At 69.6% G+C, this 16176-nt stretch carries 14 protein-coding genes; 5 read left to right on the top strand and 9 right to left on the bottom strand.

What is annotated here, in order from left to right; genetic code table 11:
• Nucleotides 1-54: 54 nt before the first annotated feature.
• Both DEI91_RS08415 and deoC read right to left on the bottom strand, forming a co-directional pair.
• Nucleotides 55-1002 carry an ROK family protein gene (locus DEI91_RS08415; protein ID WP_111051851.1) on the bottom strand — a complete coding sequence of 316 codons (948 nt, stop codon included), beginning with the start codon at nt 1000-1002 and terminating at the stop codon, nt 55-57.
• Nucleotides 1003-1148: 146 nt separating this feature from the next.
• On the bottom strand, nt 1149-1880 hold the full coding sequence (deoC, locus tag DEI91_RS08410) for a deoxyribose-phosphate aldolase (RefSeq protein WP_111051850.1): 732 nt from the start codon (nt 1878-1880) through the stop codon (nt 1149-1151).
• 42 nt (nt 1881-1922) lie between these two features.
• On the opposite strand from deoC, the gene DEI91_RS08405 reads away from it, so the two are divergent.
• From DEI91_RS08405 to DEI91_RS08395, 3 genes are all read left to right on the top strand, one after another.
• Nucleotides 1923-3455: an SDR family oxidoreductase gene (locus DEI91_RS08405; RefSeq protein WP_111051849.1), complete on the top strand. Its 1533-nt coding sequence runs from the start codon at nt 1923-1925 to the stop codon at nt 3453-3455.
• Between the two features lie 25 nt (nt 3456-3480).
• On the top strand, nt 3481-3933 hold the full coding sequence (locus DEI91_RS08400) for a DUF6804 family protein (protein ID WP_181439534.1): 453 nt from the start codon (nt 3481-3483) through the stop codon (nt 3931-3933).
• A 93-nt stretch (nt 3934-4026) separates the two neighbouring features.
• The gene (locus tag DEI91_RS08395; RefSeq protein ID WP_111051931.1) at nt 4027-5589 is read left to right on the top strand and encodes a stealth conserved region 3 domain-containing protein; all 1563 of its coding nucleotides are present in this window, start codon (nt 4027-4029) and stop codon (nt 5587-5589) included.
• A 146-nt stretch (nt 5590-5735) separates the two neighbouring features.
• Here DEI91_RS08395 and DEI91_RS08390 read toward each other — a convergent pair whose 3' ends face one another.
• The 5 genes from DEI91_RS08390 to DEI91_RS08370 all read right to left on the bottom strand — a co-directional run bounded on the left by DEI91_RS08390 (nt 5736) and on the right by DEI91_RS08370 (nt 11151).
• Entirely contained in the window at nt 5736-6695 is a 960-nt protein-coding gene (locus DEI91_RS08390) for a phosphodiesterase (protein WP_111051848.1), read from the bottom strand.
• Nucleotides 6696-6887: 192 nt separating this feature from the next.
• Nucleotides 6888-8579 carry a cytochrome bc complex cytochrome b subunit gene (locus tag DEI91_RS08385; protein WP_111051847.1) on the bottom strand — a complete coding sequence of 564 codons (1692 nt, stop codon included), beginning with the start codon at nt 8577-8579 and terminating at the stop codon, nt 6888-6890.
• A complete protein-coding gene (locus tag DEI91_RS08380; RefSeq protein WP_111051846.1) occupies nt 8576-9643 on the bottom strand; it encodes a ubiquinol-cytochrome c reductase iron-sulfur subunit in 1068 nt (355 codons plus the stop codon). Before DEI91_RS08380 ends, DEI91_RS08385 begins: the two co-directional genes overlap by 4 nt.
• 33 nt (nt 9644-9676) lie before the next feature.
• Complete coding sequence (locus DEI91_RS08375; protein WP_111051845.1) at nt 9677-10492, bottom strand: c-type cytochrome; 816 nt, start codon at nt 10490-10492, stop codon at nt 9677-9679.
• Between the two features lie 20 nt (nt 10493-10512).
• On the bottom strand, nt 10513-11151 hold the full coding sequence (locus DEI91_RS08370) for a heme-copper oxidase subunit III (protein ID WP_110824950.1): 639 nt from the start codon (nt 11149-11151) through the stop codon (nt 10513-10515).
• Nucleotides 11152-11221: 70 nt separating this feature from the next.
• On the opposite strand from DEI91_RS08370, the gene trpD reads away from it, so the two are divergent.
• On the top strand, nt 11222-12286 hold the full coding sequence (trpD, locus tag DEI91_RS08365) for an anthranilate phosphoribosyltransferase (RefSeq protein ID WP_111051844.1): 1065 nt from the start codon (nt 11222-11224) through the stop codon (nt 12284-12286).
• A 180-nt stretch (nt 12287-12466) separates the two neighbouring features.
• On the opposite strand, the gene glpK is transcribed toward trpD, so the two are convergent.
• Both glpK and DEI91_RS08355 read right to left on the bottom strand, forming a co-directional pair.
• Nucleotides 12467-13978: a glycerol kinase GlpK gene (gene glpK, locus DEI91_RS08360; protein WP_111051843.1), complete on the bottom strand. Its 1512-nt coding sequence runs from the start codon at nt 13976-13978 to the stop codon at nt 12467-12469.
• A gap of 120 nt (nt 13979-14098) precedes the next feature.
• Nucleotides 14099-14824 (bottom strand): MIP/aquaporin family protein, encoded by a 726-nt coding sequence (locus tag DEI91_RS08355; RefSeq protein ID WP_110824953.1) that lies wholly within the window; start codon nt 14822-14824, stop codon nt 14099-14101.
• Between the two features lie 344 nt (nt 14825-15168).
• On the opposite strand from DEI91_RS08355, the gene dhaK reads away from it, so the two are divergent.
• Nucleotides 15169-16170 carry a dihydroxyacetone kinase subunit DhaK gene (dhaK, locus tag DEI91_RS08350; RefSeq protein ID WP_111051842.1) on the top strand — a complete coding sequence of 334 codons (1002 nt, stop codon included), beginning with the start codon at nt 15169-15171 and terminating at the stop codon, nt 16168-16170.
• Nucleotides 16171-16176 lie beyond the last annotated feature (6 nt).

The raw sequence follows: 16176 nt of genomic DNA, 5'->3' as shown, positions 1-16176 counted from the left end.
CGGAGATGATGCCCGATCACACCGCCCGGACGACGCCGGTGTGGAGAAGCCGGATCAGCGCAGCACGTCGGCGCGGTGCACGAGCGCGGCCGCACCGATGAGGGGGCCGTCCTGGGACAACCCCGTGGGGACGATCCGCACCTTCGTCACGAAGGGGAACTCCACGCGCTCGGCGACGGCCTGCCGCGCGTACTCGAACAGGTCGGGGGAGACATGCGAGAAGCCGCCGCCGATGGCCACGACCTCGAGGTCGACCAGGCTCGTCGCCGCGGCGATCGCCTGACCGAGGGCCCGTCCGCTCCGCTGCACCGCTGCGACCGCGATCCCGTCGCCGGCGGCGTAGGCGGCGGCGAGCTCCTCGCCGGTCGTGCCGGCGAACCCCTGCCGTCGCGCCCAGGCGACGGTCTTCGGGCCGCTGGCCACGGCCTCCAGGCAGCCGGTGCCGCCGCAGGCGCACGGGTCGTCGTAGCCTCCGCACTCGACGTGGCCGATGTGCCCGGCGTTCCCGGTGGGACCGCTGACGGTCCGTCCGTGCAGGATGAGGCCGCCGCCGACGCCCGTCGACACGATCATGCCCATCACGTGGTCCGAGCCCTGCGCCGCGCCGACCCAGTGCTCGGCGAGCGTGATCGCGAGTCCGTCCATGCGGAGCGTCACCGGCACGCCGTCCGGCACGTGGACGGCCACGCGGTCGCGGAGCGGGTACCCGCGCCAGACCGGCATGTTGAGCGGTGACACGAGCCCGTTCACCTCGTCGACCGGTCCAGCAGACCCGATGCCGACGCCGACCAGGGTCGCGTCGGTGGGGAGCGCCGCGAGCGCGGCGACCACGACCTCGTCGACCGCGGCCTGCAGCTCGTCCGAGGTCCGTCCGGGCCCGGTCGGGCTGCGGTGTCGTGTGCCCGGCAGGACGACGCCCTGGTCGGTGACGAGCGCTGCTTCGACCTTGGTGCCACCGAGGTCGACGGCGAGGGCGAGGGACGAGGACGTGGTGCTGGACATGCGCACTCCGGTGTGGCGGTCGGGAGGCCCGGCAGCGGTCCGCGACGCTGACGTCGCGTCCGGCGCAGCCGACCCGGGGAGGGGATCGGGTGGGAGGTCAGGGGACGGAGCCCCGGAGCCGTGGCCCCTACCGGGGCCGACGGCCGTCAGTAGGACGAGGTGTCGTCGCCGCGGTCGGAGGAGGAGCCGGTCGCGGCGCGGTGGGCGACCTCGTCGAGGATGCGTGCCGAGGCGCTCGTGCCGATCCGGTCCGCGCCCGCCTCGACCATCTCGAGCAGGGTGTCGAGACCGCGGACGCCGCCCGACGCCTTGACGCCGGTGTCGGGGCCGACGGTTCCGCGCATGAGGCGGATGTGCTCGGCCGTGGCACCGCCACCCGCGAAGCCCGTCGAGGTCTTCACGAACGACGCTCCGCCGGCGACCGCAGCGCGGCTGGCGGCGACGATCTCGTCCTCCGTGAGGTAGGCCGTCTCGAGGATGACCTTCACCACCGTGTCGCCGGCTGCCTCGACCACGGCGCGGACGTCCCGCTCGACCCGCTCCCAGTCGCCGGACTTCGCGGCGCCGATGTCCTGGACCATGTCGAGTTCGAAGGCGCCGTCGGCCAGGGCCTGCAGCGACTCGGCGACCTTCGTGGCGGTCGTCGTGGTGCCGTGCGGGAAGCCGATCACGGTGCCGACGCCGACACCGGTGCCCTGGAGGCGCTCGACCGCGTGGCGGACGTCGCTCGGACGGACGCACACGCTGAACACGCGGTACGTGGCGGCCTCGTCGAGCTGTGCGTCGACGGCTGCGCGGTCCAGCTCCGGCTTGAGGATGGCGTGGTCGATGAGCCGACGGACGGCCTCGGCGGTGACGGGGAACGATGCGTTGTCCACCCGGCAAGCCTACTGGCAGGCGCACGGCGTACCGTTCCGGCCATGCGCGTCCTCGTCACCGGAGCCACCGGGTACATCGGTGGCCGACTGGTCCCCAGACTCCTCGACGCCGGACACGACGTCCGGGTCCTCGTCCGCAACCCGCAGAAGCTGCAGGACGTCCCGTGGAACGACCGTGTTGCGGTGTCCGAGGGGGACCTGCAGGACGCCGACGCCGTCCGGTCGGCGGTGGACGGGATCGAGGCCGTCTACTACCTGGCGCACGCCATGGGCGCCGACGGCGACTTCGAGCAGGCCGAGCGCGAGGCCGCCCGGACGATGGCGCGCGTGGCTCACGAGTCAGGAGTGCAGCGGTTCGTCTACCTGGGCGGCCTGCACCCGGACGGCGAGCTCAGCAAGCACCTGCGCAGCCGGAAGGAGGTCGGGGACATCCTCCTCGGCTCCGGCGTGCCGACGGTCGCGCTGCAGGCCGGCGTCGTCATCGGCAGCGGGAGCACCTCGTTCGAGATGATCCGGCACCTCACCGACGTCCTGCCGTGGATGCCGGCGCCACGGTGGGTCCGGAACCGGATCCAGCCGATCGCCGTCCGCGACGTCCTGTACTACCTGGTCGAGGCCCTGACCATCCCCGCGGACGTCAACCGCACCTTCGACATCGGCGGGCCCGACGTGCTCCGGTACGGCCAGATGATCAACGGGTACGCGGTCGAGGCGAAGCTGCCGCAGCGTCCGATCTCCGTCCTGCCCGTGCTGACGCCCCGCCTGGCAGCGCACTGGTTCAACGTCGTCACGCCGATCCCGCGCAAGCTCGCGACACCGATCATCGAGTCGCTGCAGTTCGAGTGCGTGCAGCGCGAGCACGACATCGACGACGTCGTGCCGCGGCCCGAGGGCGGTCTCACGTCCTACCGGCGCGCGGTCCGTCTCGCCCTCGCGAAGATGCGGTCGGGCGAGGTCGAGACGAGCTGGCGCAACGCCACCCTGTCGAGCGGCTCGGCCGACCCGCTGCCGAGCGACCCCGACTGGGCCGGACACACGGTGTACGTCGACGACCGCAAGCGGCACTCCTCGGCGCCGCCGGAAGCCGTCTGGAGCGTCGTCGAGTCGATCGGCGGCGAGAACGGCTGGTATTCGTTCCCCCTGGCCTGGGTCGCGCGCGGGTGGCTCGACAAGATCGCCGGCGGTGTCGGGCTGAATCGCGGCCGCCGAGACCCGAAACGCCTGGAACAGGGGGACGCCCTCGACTGGTGGCGGGTCGAACGGCTCGTCCGCGGCCGCTACCTCCGGCTCCGCGCCGAGTTCAAGTCGCCCGGTCGGGCCTGGCTCGAGATGACCGTCACGCCCGCGGACGACGGCGGCAGCGACTACCACCAGCGCGCGATCTACTTCCCGCAGGGGCTCGCCGGACGCCTGTACTGGTACGGGATCCTGCCTTTCCACGGTGTGATCTTCCCCGGCATGGTGGAGCGCATCACGGCCCGTGCCGAGCGGGAGGCGCACCGCACCGATTCGACGCAGCGCAACTCCACGTACCAGGATGACGTCGCGCAGCCCGCGCACGAGGAGACGGCATGATCGACGACGGCACGGCACGGGGACGATGACGGCACGCAGGGGGCGACCGCCCATCGGGTCGTCGCAGCAGCGGGGCGGCGCTCGTCCGCAGACCGCAGCGCGAGCGACGGATCCTCGCCGCGCCTCGGCGTCCGGGTCCGGTCGGGGCACGGGCGCGCTGCCCGACTTCACCCGTCCCGCGTTGGCCCCGTCGCTGCTCGCGGCCGTGGTGCTGCTCGCGTGCGTGGCGTTCATCGACTCGTCGGCGTTCGTGTTCGCCCGCTGGGGCGTCACCGTGTTGGCGCTCATCGTGCTCGTCTTCGCCATCCGCGGACGTGCCTGGTGGGCGGCGGTCCTGACCGCCGCCGTGGCGGTCTGCTGGAACCCCGTCCTCACGCTGCCGCTGCCCGGCCAGCTCTGGGCGGGCCTCCAGCTCGTCGCCGCTGCGCTCTTCATCGTCGTCGGCATCGCCGTGAAGGTCCCGCGCCCGGCGGAGTGAGCGCCGACGGCGGCCGCGGGCTGACCGGCCGCGCGGACGGTAGGATCGCAGGTGCTGTGCACGGAGCACGGCAGTGCGACCTGGAAGGCGTGGATGAGCGACGAGACCGAGCCGGTGACCGAGAGTCCTCTGCTGACCCCTCGACCGTCCTCCGGCGGTCTCGACCGACCGGACGTCGTGCTCCGCAAGGGACGTCTGACGCTCATCAACGGACACCTGACGCCGCAGCAGTCGATGATCGAGGACCTCCTGTTCCTCGACGACGCGCTCACCGCGGGTGACGTCGACCACCTGCTCATCCGGGGGAACGACCAGCGCCCGGTGATCGCGGTCGACGAGCGAGACCGGCAGCGTGCCGAGAGCGCCGTCATGGCGGCCGGCGCCGGTGAGCCCTTCTACGCGAAGCCGCCGGGCAAGCCCGCCGTGCTCGTCCTCGACGACGGCTTCGGCTCGGTCGACGAACCGGTGCTCCGGCTGTTCCGTCCGCGCCTCGAACCGATGGGCCGACTCCGCTACGGTGCGGAGACGAGCGTGCAGCTCGAGTTCTGGCGTGTCACCGAGACCGAGGTGCTCGCGCCGGTCGAGAACGCCCTGATGCGACGCTCCCTGCCGATCGAGGAGTTCGTCCTCGTCGACATCGACCGCTACGGACGGTCGTGGAGCACCGTCGAGCACATGTTCGACGACCACGTGTCGGACATCCGCTTCCCGATCGACATCGTCTTCTCGTGGGTGGACGGGAACGCGGTCGAGTACCAGCGCGCCCGTCAGGCCGCGCAAGCCGACGCGGTCCTGGGGGAGGGGGACGACGCCCCCGCCCGGTTCCGTCAGATCAACGAGCTCAAGTACGCGCTCCGGTCGGTGCACATCTTCGCGCCGTGGATCCGCACCATCTACATCGCAACCGACTCGCCGGCTCCGGCCTGGCTCGCCGACCACCCGAAGGTCCGGATCGTCCGCAGCGAGGAGTTCTTCGCCGACCCGTCCGTCCTGCCGACGCACAACTCGCAGGCCGTCGAGTCGCAGCTGCACCACATCCCCGGGCTCAGCGAGCACTTCATCTACTCGAACGACGACATGTTCTTCGGCCGGCTCATCGACCCGTCGGTGTTCTTCAGCCCGGGGTCGGTCACGAAGTTCATCCTCGCCGACACCCGGATCGGCCTCGGCGTGAACAACGCGGCGCGGAGCGGGTTCGAGAACTCGGCGCGGGTGAACCGGCGGCTCCTGCAGCAGCGCTTCGGCGCGGTGACGACGCGGCACCTCGAGCACGCGGCCACCCCGCTGCGGAAGAGCATCATGACCGAGATGGAGCACGAGTTCGCCGACGAGTTCGCGTCCACCGCCGCGTCGCGCTTCCGTGCCGCGGACAACATCTCCGTTACGAACTCGCTGTACCACTACTACGCACTGCTCACGGGACGGGCGATCATCCAGGAGAACGCGTCGGTCAGCTACATCGACACGACGATGCAGGCCGGGCTCCGGACGCTCGACGAGCTGCTCAAGAAGCGCAACGTCGACTTCTTCTGCCTGAACGACGGCAGCTTCCCGGAGGTCAGCGACGAGGAACGCACCCGTCGGGTGACGGACTTCCTCGAGCGCTACTTCCCGTTCCCGGCGCCGTGGGAGCGCCCGGACGGCCAGGACGCGTAGCGGGCCCAACGGCCCGTAACGGCCCATAACGGCCCGTAACGGCCCGGCGAGTCCGGCGCCGAGACCGGCCCGCGCCGTGCCGGACCCGCGCCGTGGCGGACGGGACGCCCGGTGTCAGCTGGCACCGGGCCTCCCGTCCGTCGCGGTCACCGTCTGATCGGCGAGACCGGGACCGTGTCGAGGGTGAAGACGGGCATCGAGGCGGTGACGGGCGCCGGCTCGACCGCCGGTGGGATGACGACTCCGGCGGCGGCGAGGCGTGCCTCGGTCTCCACGGACGACACAGGTTCGCCGACCGTCGCGTACGTCCCGATGGGGACGACCGAGTGCACGACCTGGTTGCCGTACACGTGCATGAGGTTGAACGACTGCGCGCCGTCACGACCGCGGGTACCGCGCTGGAACTCGTTGAGGTCCTGCGTGTAGCACGTGGCGCTCGCGACCGAGACGGGGACACCGGCGAACACCGCGCTGGTCGAGTAGTGCAGGTGCCCGGCGATGATCGAGATGACGTCGCTGCCTTCGACAACCTCCGCGAGGGCTGCCTGGTCGCGGAGCTCGACGAGGACGGTGAGGTCCTGCACGCTCGGGACGGGCGGGTGGTGCATCGCGAGGATCGTGCCGTGCGGCGCCGCCTCGGACAGGACCTCCGCGAGCCAGTCCAGCTGCTCGGGGGAGACCTCGCCGTGGTGGTGGCCCGGCACGCTCGTGTCGAGGGTGATGACCCGGAGCCCGTTGACGTCGTAGACGAAGTCCACCGGGCGGTCGGTCGGCTGGAGCCCGAACAGCTCCTGGCGGAAGGCACCGCGTTCGTCGTGGTTGCCCATCGCCCAGATCACCTGCGCACCGATGCGCTCGGCCGCCGGCTCGATGATCGCGCGGACACGCGTGTAGGCGCCCGGTTCACCCTTGTCCGCGACGTCGCCGGTCACGACGATCGCTTCGGGTCGGGCACCTGACGCCTCGATCTCGGCGATGATCTGGCCGAGGCGTTCCGCCGAGTCGACGGCCCCGTACAAGGGTCCGTCGCCGGCGAGGAGGTGGGTGTCGCTGAGGTGGAGCAGGAAGTGGTTCGGCCTGGGGTGTTCAGCCGTCCGGGCGTCCATCGGGTCTCTTCTTCCGTTGGCAGCGAGTGCGTGGTGCAACACGATGCCACACCGACTTCGACGATTCCAACACCGCGATGTGAACCCCCCGTGAACTGGGGCGCCCTGTCCGGTGTCCGCGGCATGAGGCGAACGCGAACACCCCCCGACCACGAAGTGGACGAGGGGTGTTCGCGTTCTTGCCGAGCGGTGTTACTTGGTGCCGGCGCCGACCTGCGGGGCCTGGTGGGTGCCTTCGAGGTCCGGACCGTGGTGCGCGGCGTGGGCAGCCTCGAGCTCCGACTTCGACACCGGCTCGATGCGGTCCTCGAAGAAGAAGCGGGACACACGGGCCCGGGCCTTCTGCGCGGCGCTGATGCGACCACGGGCGTCGGGACGGATCATCAGCGGCTTGTAGTCGTTGAACTCCAGGAGACGCCAGCGCTCGTACTCGTCGAGCTGCTCGTGCACCTCGATGAACTCACCGTGCGGCAGGCGCACGATACGACCGGACTCGTACCCGTGCAGGACGATCTCGCGGTCCTTCTTCTGCAGGGCGAGGCACACGCGCTTCGTGATCCAGAACGCCACGAACGGGCCGAGGACCGTCGCCGCCTGGAGCACGTGGATCACGTGGTTGATCGACACCATGAAGTGCGTCGCGATGAGGTCGGACGACGCCGCCGTGAAGAGCGCGCCGTACAGCGTGATGCCGGCGACACCGATCGCGGTGCGGGTCGGGGCGTTCCGCGGACGGTCGGCGATGTGGTGCTCGCGCTGGTCCCCGGTGACCCACGCCTCGATGAACGGGTAGACGAAGATCGCGATGATGAGGCCCATGAGGACCGCGATCGGCACGAGGATGTTGAAGGACACCGTGTAGCCGAACCAGACGACCTCCCAGTGCGGCGGCACCAGACGGAGCGCACCGTCCGCGAAGCCGATGTACCAGTCGGGCTGGGTTCCGGCGGACACGGGGGACGGGTCGTACGGGCCGTAGTTCCAGATCGGGTTGATCGTGAACAGCGACGCGATCGCGGCCAGGATGCCGGCGACGATGAAGAAGAACCCGCCACCCTTCGCGGCGAACGCCGGGAGGATCGGGACACCGACGACGTTCTCGTTCGTCTTGCCCGGACCCGCGTACTGCGTGTGCTTGTTGACCACGACGAGCACGAGGTGGACGCCGAGCACCGCGACCAGGATCGCCGGCAGCAGCAGGATGTGGAGCGTGTAGAGGCGGCCGACGATGTCGGTGCCCGGGAACTCGCCACCGAACAGCAGGTAGGCGATCCACACACCGATGACCGGGACACCCTCGATCATGCCGACGATGATGCGGAGACCGTTGCCGGAGAGCAGGTCGTCGGGGAGCGAGTAGCCGGTGAAGCCCTCTGCCATGGCGAGGACCCAGAGCACGAAGCCGAAGACCCAGTTGAGCTCGCGGGGCTTGCGGAACGCACCGGTGAAGAAGACGCGCGCCATGTGCAGCATGACCGAGGCCACGAACAGCAGGGCGGCCCAGTGGTGGATCTGTCGGACGAACAGGCCACCGCGGATCTCGAAGGAGATGTCGAGCGTGGACTGCAGGGCGACCGACATCTCGACGCCCTTCATGGGGACGTACGAACCGTCGTAGACGACCTCGGTCATCGACGCCTGGTAGAAGAACGTCAGGAAGGTCCCCGAGAGCAGGACGACGACGAAGCTGTAGAGCGCGACCTCACCGAGCATGAAGCTCCAGTGGTCGGGGAAGATCTTGCGCCCGACCTCCTTCACCAGTCCGGAGAGGCTCGTGCGCTCGTCGATGTAGTTCGCGGTGTAGTTGATCAGCCGCGACCCACGGTCAGGAGTCGGCTTGTTCGACGACTCGGTGTTGGGGGTGGTTGTCGTTGTGCTGCTCATGAGCGGGCACGCTCCCAGAAGGACGGGCCGACCGGCTCGTGGAAGTCGCTCTGTGCGACCAGGTAGCCGTCGTCATCGACCGAGATCGGAAGTTGGGGGAGGGGGCGGGCCGCCGGTCCGAAGATGACCTCGCAGTTGTTCGAGACATCGAAGGTGGACTGGTGGCACGGGCACAGCAGGTGGTGCGTCTGCTGCTCGTAGAGCGCGACCGGGCATCCGACGTGGGTGCAGATCTTGGAGTACGCGACGATGCCGTCGTAGCCCCAGTTCTCCTGGCCCTTGCCGGGGTTGAGGTCCTTCGGGTCGAGGCGCATCAGGAGGACGGCGGCCTTCGCCTTCTCCTCGAGCATGTGCTCGGAGTCGAGCATGCCCTCGGGGATGACGTGGAACACCGATCCGATGGTGACGTCGGACGCCTTGATCGGCAGGCCCGTCGGGTCCTTCGTCAGGCGCAGGCCCGACTTCCAGAACGTGTGACGGAGCAGCTCGTTCGGGTCTTCCTTGGGCGCGAGGTCACGGACCAGGACGATGCCGGGCAGCGGGAACGCGACCAGGGCACCGATGAGGGAGTTGCGGATCAGCTTGCGACGGCTGAAGCCCGACTCCTTGTCGGCGAGCTGGAAGGCCTCGACCGCCTTGGCGCGGGTCTCGTCCGAGCCGCGCGTGGTGTGGCGCATCTCGGTGAGCTCGCGGTCGGAGACCAGGGTCTTCGACCAGTAGACGGCGCCGATGCCCAGCGCGAGCAGGGCGAGCGTGATGGAGAGACCGAGGAAGAGGTTCGCCGAGCGGACCGAACCGAAGTCGTTCGCGTCGATCGGGAAGGCGATGTACGCCGCGATCGACAGGACGCTGCCGATGATCGACAGGTAGAAGAACGTGGCGACCTGACGCTCGGCGAGGCGCTGCTTCTTCGGGTCGACGTCGGTGCGCCGAGCGCGGTGCGGCGGCTCACCCGGGTTCTCGAACCGGTCCGTCGGCAGGACGGCCGTCCCGGCCGGCTGCGTCGCGCCGTACTGCTCGACAGCCGAGGACGAGTTCAGCGCCTCGTCATCGTGCTCTGCCATGGTGTTCCCTTCAGTGTCGTGCGACACGGACGATCAGTTCTGCTTCGCGGTCAGCCAGACGGTCATCGCAACGACCGCGCCGAGCCCGAAGATCCAGATGAACAGCCCCTCGGCGACCGGGCCGAGGTCCCCGAGGCCGAAGCCGCCGGGCGACCGGTTGTCCTGCACGTACTTGAGGTACGTGATGATGTCGGCCTTCTGGTCCGGGGTGAGGTTCAGGTCGTTGAAGACCGGCATGTTCTGCGGGCCGGTCAGCATGGCCTCGTAGATGTGCTTGCCCGAGACGTCGCGCAGGTTGGGTGCGTACTTGCCCTCGGTCAGGGCACCACCGGCACCGGCGACGTTGTGGCACATCGCACAGTTGATGCGGAACAGCTCCGCACCTTCGGCTGCGTCACCCTCGGAACCGTCGGTGAGCTCCTTGCCGGGGACCGACGGGCCGGGGCCGAGCGAGGCGACGTAGGCGGCCATCGCGTCGACCTGCTGGTCGGTGAACTGCTCGGGCTTCTCTTCACCCTGCGGGCCCTGGGCGGCGAGCGGCATGCGGCCGGTGCCCACCTGGAAGTCGACCGACGCGGCGCCGACACCGATGAGGGACGGGCCCTCGCTCGTGCCCTGCGCGGACAGCCCGTGGCAGGTGGCGCAGTTCGAGGCGAAGAGCTTCTCGCCCTCGTTCACCTGGGACTGGCTGGACTCGGCGACCGTGCTCGACGTGCTGGACTCGGCGTTGGCCGAGGTGCTGAAGAGCGCGTAGGCGCCGCCCGTCGTCATGAGTGCGACGGCGAGGAGGGACACGGTCGCCAGGGGAGAGCGCCGGCCCTTCTTGTTCTGCTTCGTTGTGTTGAACATGCTGTGGGGCTGCCTGATTCTCACTTGAGGAGGTAGATGACGGCGAAGAGACCGATCCACACGACGTCGACGAAGTGCCAGTAGTAGGACACGACGATCGCGGTGGTGGCTTCCTTGTGCCCGAAGTTCTTCGCGGCGAACCCACGGCCGAGCGTGAGGAGGAAGGCGATGAGGCCACCAGTCACGTGCAGGCCGTGGAAGCCGGTGGTCATGTAGAACGCGGAGCCGTAGGCGCTCGAGGAGAGCGTCATGCCCTCGTGCCAGAGGTTGGCGTACTCGAAGATCTGCCCGCACACGAAGATCGCGCCCATGCAGTAGGTGACGAAGAACCACTCCGTCATGCCCCAGTCCTTCGGGTTCCAGCTGGTGCGGTGCACCTGGAACCGCTCAGCGGCGAAGACGGCGAACTGGCAGGCGAAGCTCGACAGCACCAGGATGATCGTGTTCACCGACGCGAACGGCACCTCGAGCTTGGCGGTCTCGGTCGCCCAGAGCTCGGGAGAGGTGCTGCGCAGCGTGAAGTAGATCGCGAACAGGCCGGCGAAGAACATGACCTCGCTGCCCAGCCACACGATCGTCCCCACGGCAACGGGGTTCGGCCTGTTCAGGACCGGACCGCTGACGGATCTGGAGAGAGGGGTGCTTGTCACGTCCTCCATTATGGCGGAATCCACCGACAGTGTTTTCGCAGGCAACTGGCGGGTCTTCGAGAATCAGTACGATCGAGCCATGTCTGACGCTCTCTCCTGGCCTGCGGTGATCAGCGCGCTCATGGTGCGCGAAGACCTCTCGATCAGGCAGTCCACATGGGCCATGGAGCAGATCGTGCAGGGCCGCGCCACCGACGCGCAGATCGCCGCGTTCGCCGTCGCCCTCCGCGCGAAGGGCGAGACGGTCGACGAGGTCGTCGGGTTCCGGGACGCCGTCCTCGACGCGGCGGTCCCACTCGACGTCGACCCGATGGCCCTCGACATCGTCGGGACCGGTGGGGACGTCGTCGGCACGGTGAACGTCTCGACGATGGCCGCGATCGTCATCGCGGCCGCGGGCGTCCCCGTGGTGAAGCACGGCAACCGTGCGAGCTCGTCGAAGTCGGGGTCGAGCGACGTGCTCGCCGCGCTGGGCCTCGACCTCACGATGGACGCCGCGCGTGTCGCCGAGACCTTCCGGCGTGTCGGGCTGACCTTCGCGTTCGCGAGCGCCTTCCACCCCGGATTCGCCAACGCAGCGGCGGTCCGGCGGGAGATCGGCGTCCCCACGGTGTTCAACTTCCTCGGCCCGCTCGTGAACCCGGCGCGGTGCGAAGCGAACGCCGTCGGGGTCGCCCAGCTCGACCTCGTGCCGATCATCACGGGGGTGTTCCAGACGCGCGGGGCGACGGCGCTCGTCTTCCGCGGTGACGACGGGCTCGACGAGCTCACGACGACCGGACACAGTCACATCTGGCAGGTCACCGGTGGCCGCGTCACCGAGCACGACCTCGACCCGCGCGACCTCGGCATCGCCCGGGCCGCCACCTCGGACCTGCTCGGCGGCGAGCCGGCCGACAACGCCGCGATCGTCCGCCGGGTGCTCGCGGGGGAGACCGGACCGGTCCGCGACATCGTCCTGTTGAACGCGGCGGCGGGTCTCGTCGCCTTCCGCTTGGCGCAGGACCCGGACCAGGTCGACCGACCGATCCTGCAGCGCTTCCGCGAGCAACTCGTGGTCGCCGCGGACTCCGTCGACTCCGGCGCTGCCATGCGCAAATTGGACGAGTGGGTCGGCGTGGCCCCCGCCTCCCACCCGGCCTGAGACGCCGGCGTCGTCGCGGGACGCCGCCGAGTGCCCGGGACGCCGCCGGAACCGGCGGCGTCTCACGGACACCGAAGTGTCTCGCCGGAAGGCACACACGCAGGCACACGCGACGACGGGAGGCCCGTGCCGGTTCCGTGGAACCGGCACGGGCCTCCCGTCCGTGTCAGCCGTTCCGTGTCAGCGGACGTCCTCGTCGACCCAGTCGAAGGTCTTCGTGACGGCCTTCTTCCAGAGGCGGAGGGTGCGCTCACGCTCGGCGGCGTCGAGCTGCGGTTCCCAGCGCTTGTCCTCCTGCCAGTTGGCACGGAGCTCGTCGAGGTTCGCCCAGAAGCCGACCGCGAGACCGGCCGCGTAGGCGGCACCGAGCGCGGTGGTCTCCGCGACGACCGGACGGACGACCGGAACGTCGAGGATGTCGGCCTGGAACTGCATGAGCGCGTCGTTCGCGGTCATGCCGCCGTCGACCTTGAGCTCGGTGAGCTCGACACCCGAGTCGGCGTTGACGGCGTCGAGGACCTCGCGGGTCTGCAGCGCCGTCGCCTCGAGGGCCGCGCGCGCGATGTGGCCCTTGTTGACGAAGCGGGTGAGACCGACGAGGGCGCCGCGGGCATCCGGGCGCCAGTACGGCGCGAAGAGGCCGGAGAACGCCGGGACGAAGTACACGCCGCCGTTGTCCTCGACGGTCGTCGCGAGCGTCTCGACCTCCGGCGCGCTGCCGATGATGCCGAGGTTGTCGCGGAGCCACTGGATGAGCGACCCCGTGACGGCGATCGATCCCTCGAGGGCGTAGTGGGTCTCCTGGTCGCCGAGCTTGTAGCCGACGGTGGTGAGCAGGCCGTTCTCCGAGCGGACGATGTCGGTGCCCGTGTTGAAGATGAGGAAGTTGCCGGTGCCGTAGGTGTTCTTCGACTCGCCCTGGTCGAACGCGGCCTGACCGAAGGTGGCGGCCTGCTGGTCGCCGAGGATGCCGGCGATCGGGACCTCGCGGAGGAGGCTCGAGGACTCGACGTGGCCGTACACCTCGGAGGAGCTGACGATCTCCGGCAGCATCGACTTCGGCACACCGAAGTCGCCGAGGATGTCGTCGCGCCACTGCAGCGTCTCGAGGTCCATGAACAGCGTGCGGGACGCGTTCGTGACGTCGGTCTTGTGCACGCCGCCGTCGGTGCCGCCGGTCAGGTTCCAGAGGACCCAGGTGTCGGTGGTGCCGAAGAGCAGGTCGCCCGCCTCGGCCTTCTCGCGCGCCCCCTCGACGTTCTCGAGGATCCAGGCGATCTTCGTACCGGAGAAGTACGTGGCCAGGGGGAGACCGACGATCGCCTTGTAGCGGTCGGTGTCGCCGTCGGCGAGCTTGTCGACGATCGACTGCGTACGGGTGTCCTGCCACACGATGGCGTTGTAGACGGCCTTGCCGGTCGTCTTGTCCCACACGACCGCGGTCTCGCGCTGGTTCGTGATGCCGACCGCCGCGACGTCGTGGCGGGTGATGTCGGCGCGGGACAGGGCCTGCCCGATGACCTCGCGGGTGTTGTCCCAGATCTCGGCCGGGTCGTGCTCGACCCACCCGGCGCGCGGGAAGATCTGCTCGTGTTCCTTCTGCCCGACGGAGACGATCGAACCGGCGTGGTCGAAGACGATCGCTCGCGTGCTGGTGGTTCCCTGGTCGATGGCGACGATGTAGTCGGCCATTGGTGCTCCTTACGACGGTGTTCGGTGCTGCGGCCGGGCCGGGTCGACCCGGCCGCGAGGGTGGTGCAGGTGGTGGGGAGCGCGTCGGACGCGCTGGTGGAGCGCGGGTTCCCTGCGGTGCTAGGACACCATCGGGAGGAGCGCGCCGGAGACGACGGCGGCGAGGGCTCCACCGACGAGCGGGCCGACGACCGGGACCCAGGCGTAGGACCAGTCGCTCGTGCCCTTGCCCTTGATCGGCAGGATGGCGTGCGCGATGCGCGGGCCGAGGTCACGGGCCGGGTTGATCGCGTAGCCGGTCGGGCCACCGAGCGAGACACCGATCGCGATCACGAGGAAGGCGACGGGGATCGCACCGAGCTCGGCCGGGGTCTGGCCGTTCGTGAAGGCGATGACCACGAAGACGAGGACGAACGTGCCGATGATCTCCGTGACGACGTTCCAGCCGTAGCTGCGGATCGCCGGACCGGTCGAGAACACGCCGAGCTTGGCGGCGGCGTCGGGCTCGGCGTCGAAGTGCTGCTTGTAGGCGAGCCAGACGATCACGGCACCGATCACCGCGCCGATGAGCTGGGCGAGCCAGTAGAGGAACATCTCGCCGACCGTGATGTTGCCGAGGATCGCCTGCGCGAGGCTGACCGCCGGGTTGAGCTGACCGCCGGACTTGTAGGAGACCGTGACACCGGCGAAGACCGCGAAGCCCCAACCGATCGTCACCATCAGGAAGCCGGCCCCGAAGCCCTTGGACTTCGTGAGCGAGACCGCGGCGACGACACCGCCACCCAGGATGATGAGCATCGCCGTCCCGACGAGCTCAGACATGAAATTGACGCCGATGCCGTCCATCGGTACCTCCGATTAGCTGTGTTCGGGGGCCCGGCCTGAGCACCGGCACTCCCCGTCGAGTGATTGAGCCCGAGCATAGTGCTGGGCGTTTCCCCGATGCGGGGGACACCGGAGTCCGCACGGCGAAAGTGAACGGACGTGCACTCCGCGTGGTCATCAGGCTCCGCGCGCGCCACCGGCAGCACCCGGAGCGCTGCACGGATGTGCACGCAGATGCGATGCGGACGTCCCGGTACCCCTGGTGCGACGGCCGTCCGGCGGTACAGTGAGCCGACTCCGGACGACGTCGGCGGTGGACGGCTGCGGACCGGTGTCCCATCCGAGCCACACCGTGGAGGCGCAGCATGAAGAAGCTCATCAACGACCCGCAGGCCGTCGTCATCGAGACCGTGCGCGGGTTCGCCCTCGCGCACGCCGAGCACGTCGTGCTCGTCGAGGAACCGCTCCACCTGGTCCGCCGCGACGCTCCCGTGCGCGGCAAGGTGGGCATCGTCAGCGGCGGCGGCAGCGGTCACGAGCCACTGCACGCGGGCTTCGTCGGCCCCGGCATGCTCGACGCGGCCGTGCCGGGACCGGTGTTCACGAGCCCGACCCCGGACCCGATCGTCGCGGCGACCAAGGCCGTCGACGGGGGAGCGGGCGTGCTGCACATCGTGAAGAACTACACGGGGGACGTCCTCAACTTCGAGACCGCAGCCGAGCTCGCCGGGATGGACGACGTCCGCGTCGAGAGCGTGGTCGTCGACGACGACGTGGCGTTGCAGGACTCGCTGTTCACGGCTGGGCGACGCGGGGTGGCCGGCACGGTCGTGGTCGAGAAGTGCGCCGGCGCGGCCGCGGAGCGCGGGGACGACCTGGACGCCGTCGCGGCCGTGGCCCGACACGTCAACGAGGTCACGCGCTCCATGGGTCTCGCGCTCGCATCGGGCACGGTCCCGCACGCGGGCGAGCCGTCGTTCACCCTGGCGGACGACGAGGTCGAGCTCGGTATCGGCATCCACGGCGAGCCCGGCCGGGAGCGCATCGCGATGGCCCCCGCCGACGAGCTGGTCGACCGCGTGCTCGAGCCCGTCCTCACCGACCTCGACGCGCCCTCTGGTTCGCAGCTGCTGCTCTTCGTGAACGGCATGGGCGGGACGCCGGAGTCGGAGCTGTACATCGCGTACCGCCGCGCGGCCGAGGTCCTCTCCGATCGTGGCCACACGGTCGCGCGTAGCTTGGTCGGCAACTACGTCACGTCCCTGGAGATGCAGGGTCTCTCGATCACCGTCACGGTGCTCGACGACGACCTCCTCGCACTCTGGGACGCGCCCGTCGAGACCCCGGCACTCCGCTGGGGTCGCTGACACCGG

Origin of the sequence: Curtobacterium sp. MCBD17_032, assembly GCF_003234855.1 — a bacterium.
Lineage (GTDB): Bacteria > Actinomycetota > Actinomycetes > Actinomycetales > Microbacteriaceae > Curtobacterium.
This window is presented reverse-complemented; position numbering and strand designations above follow the sequence as displayed.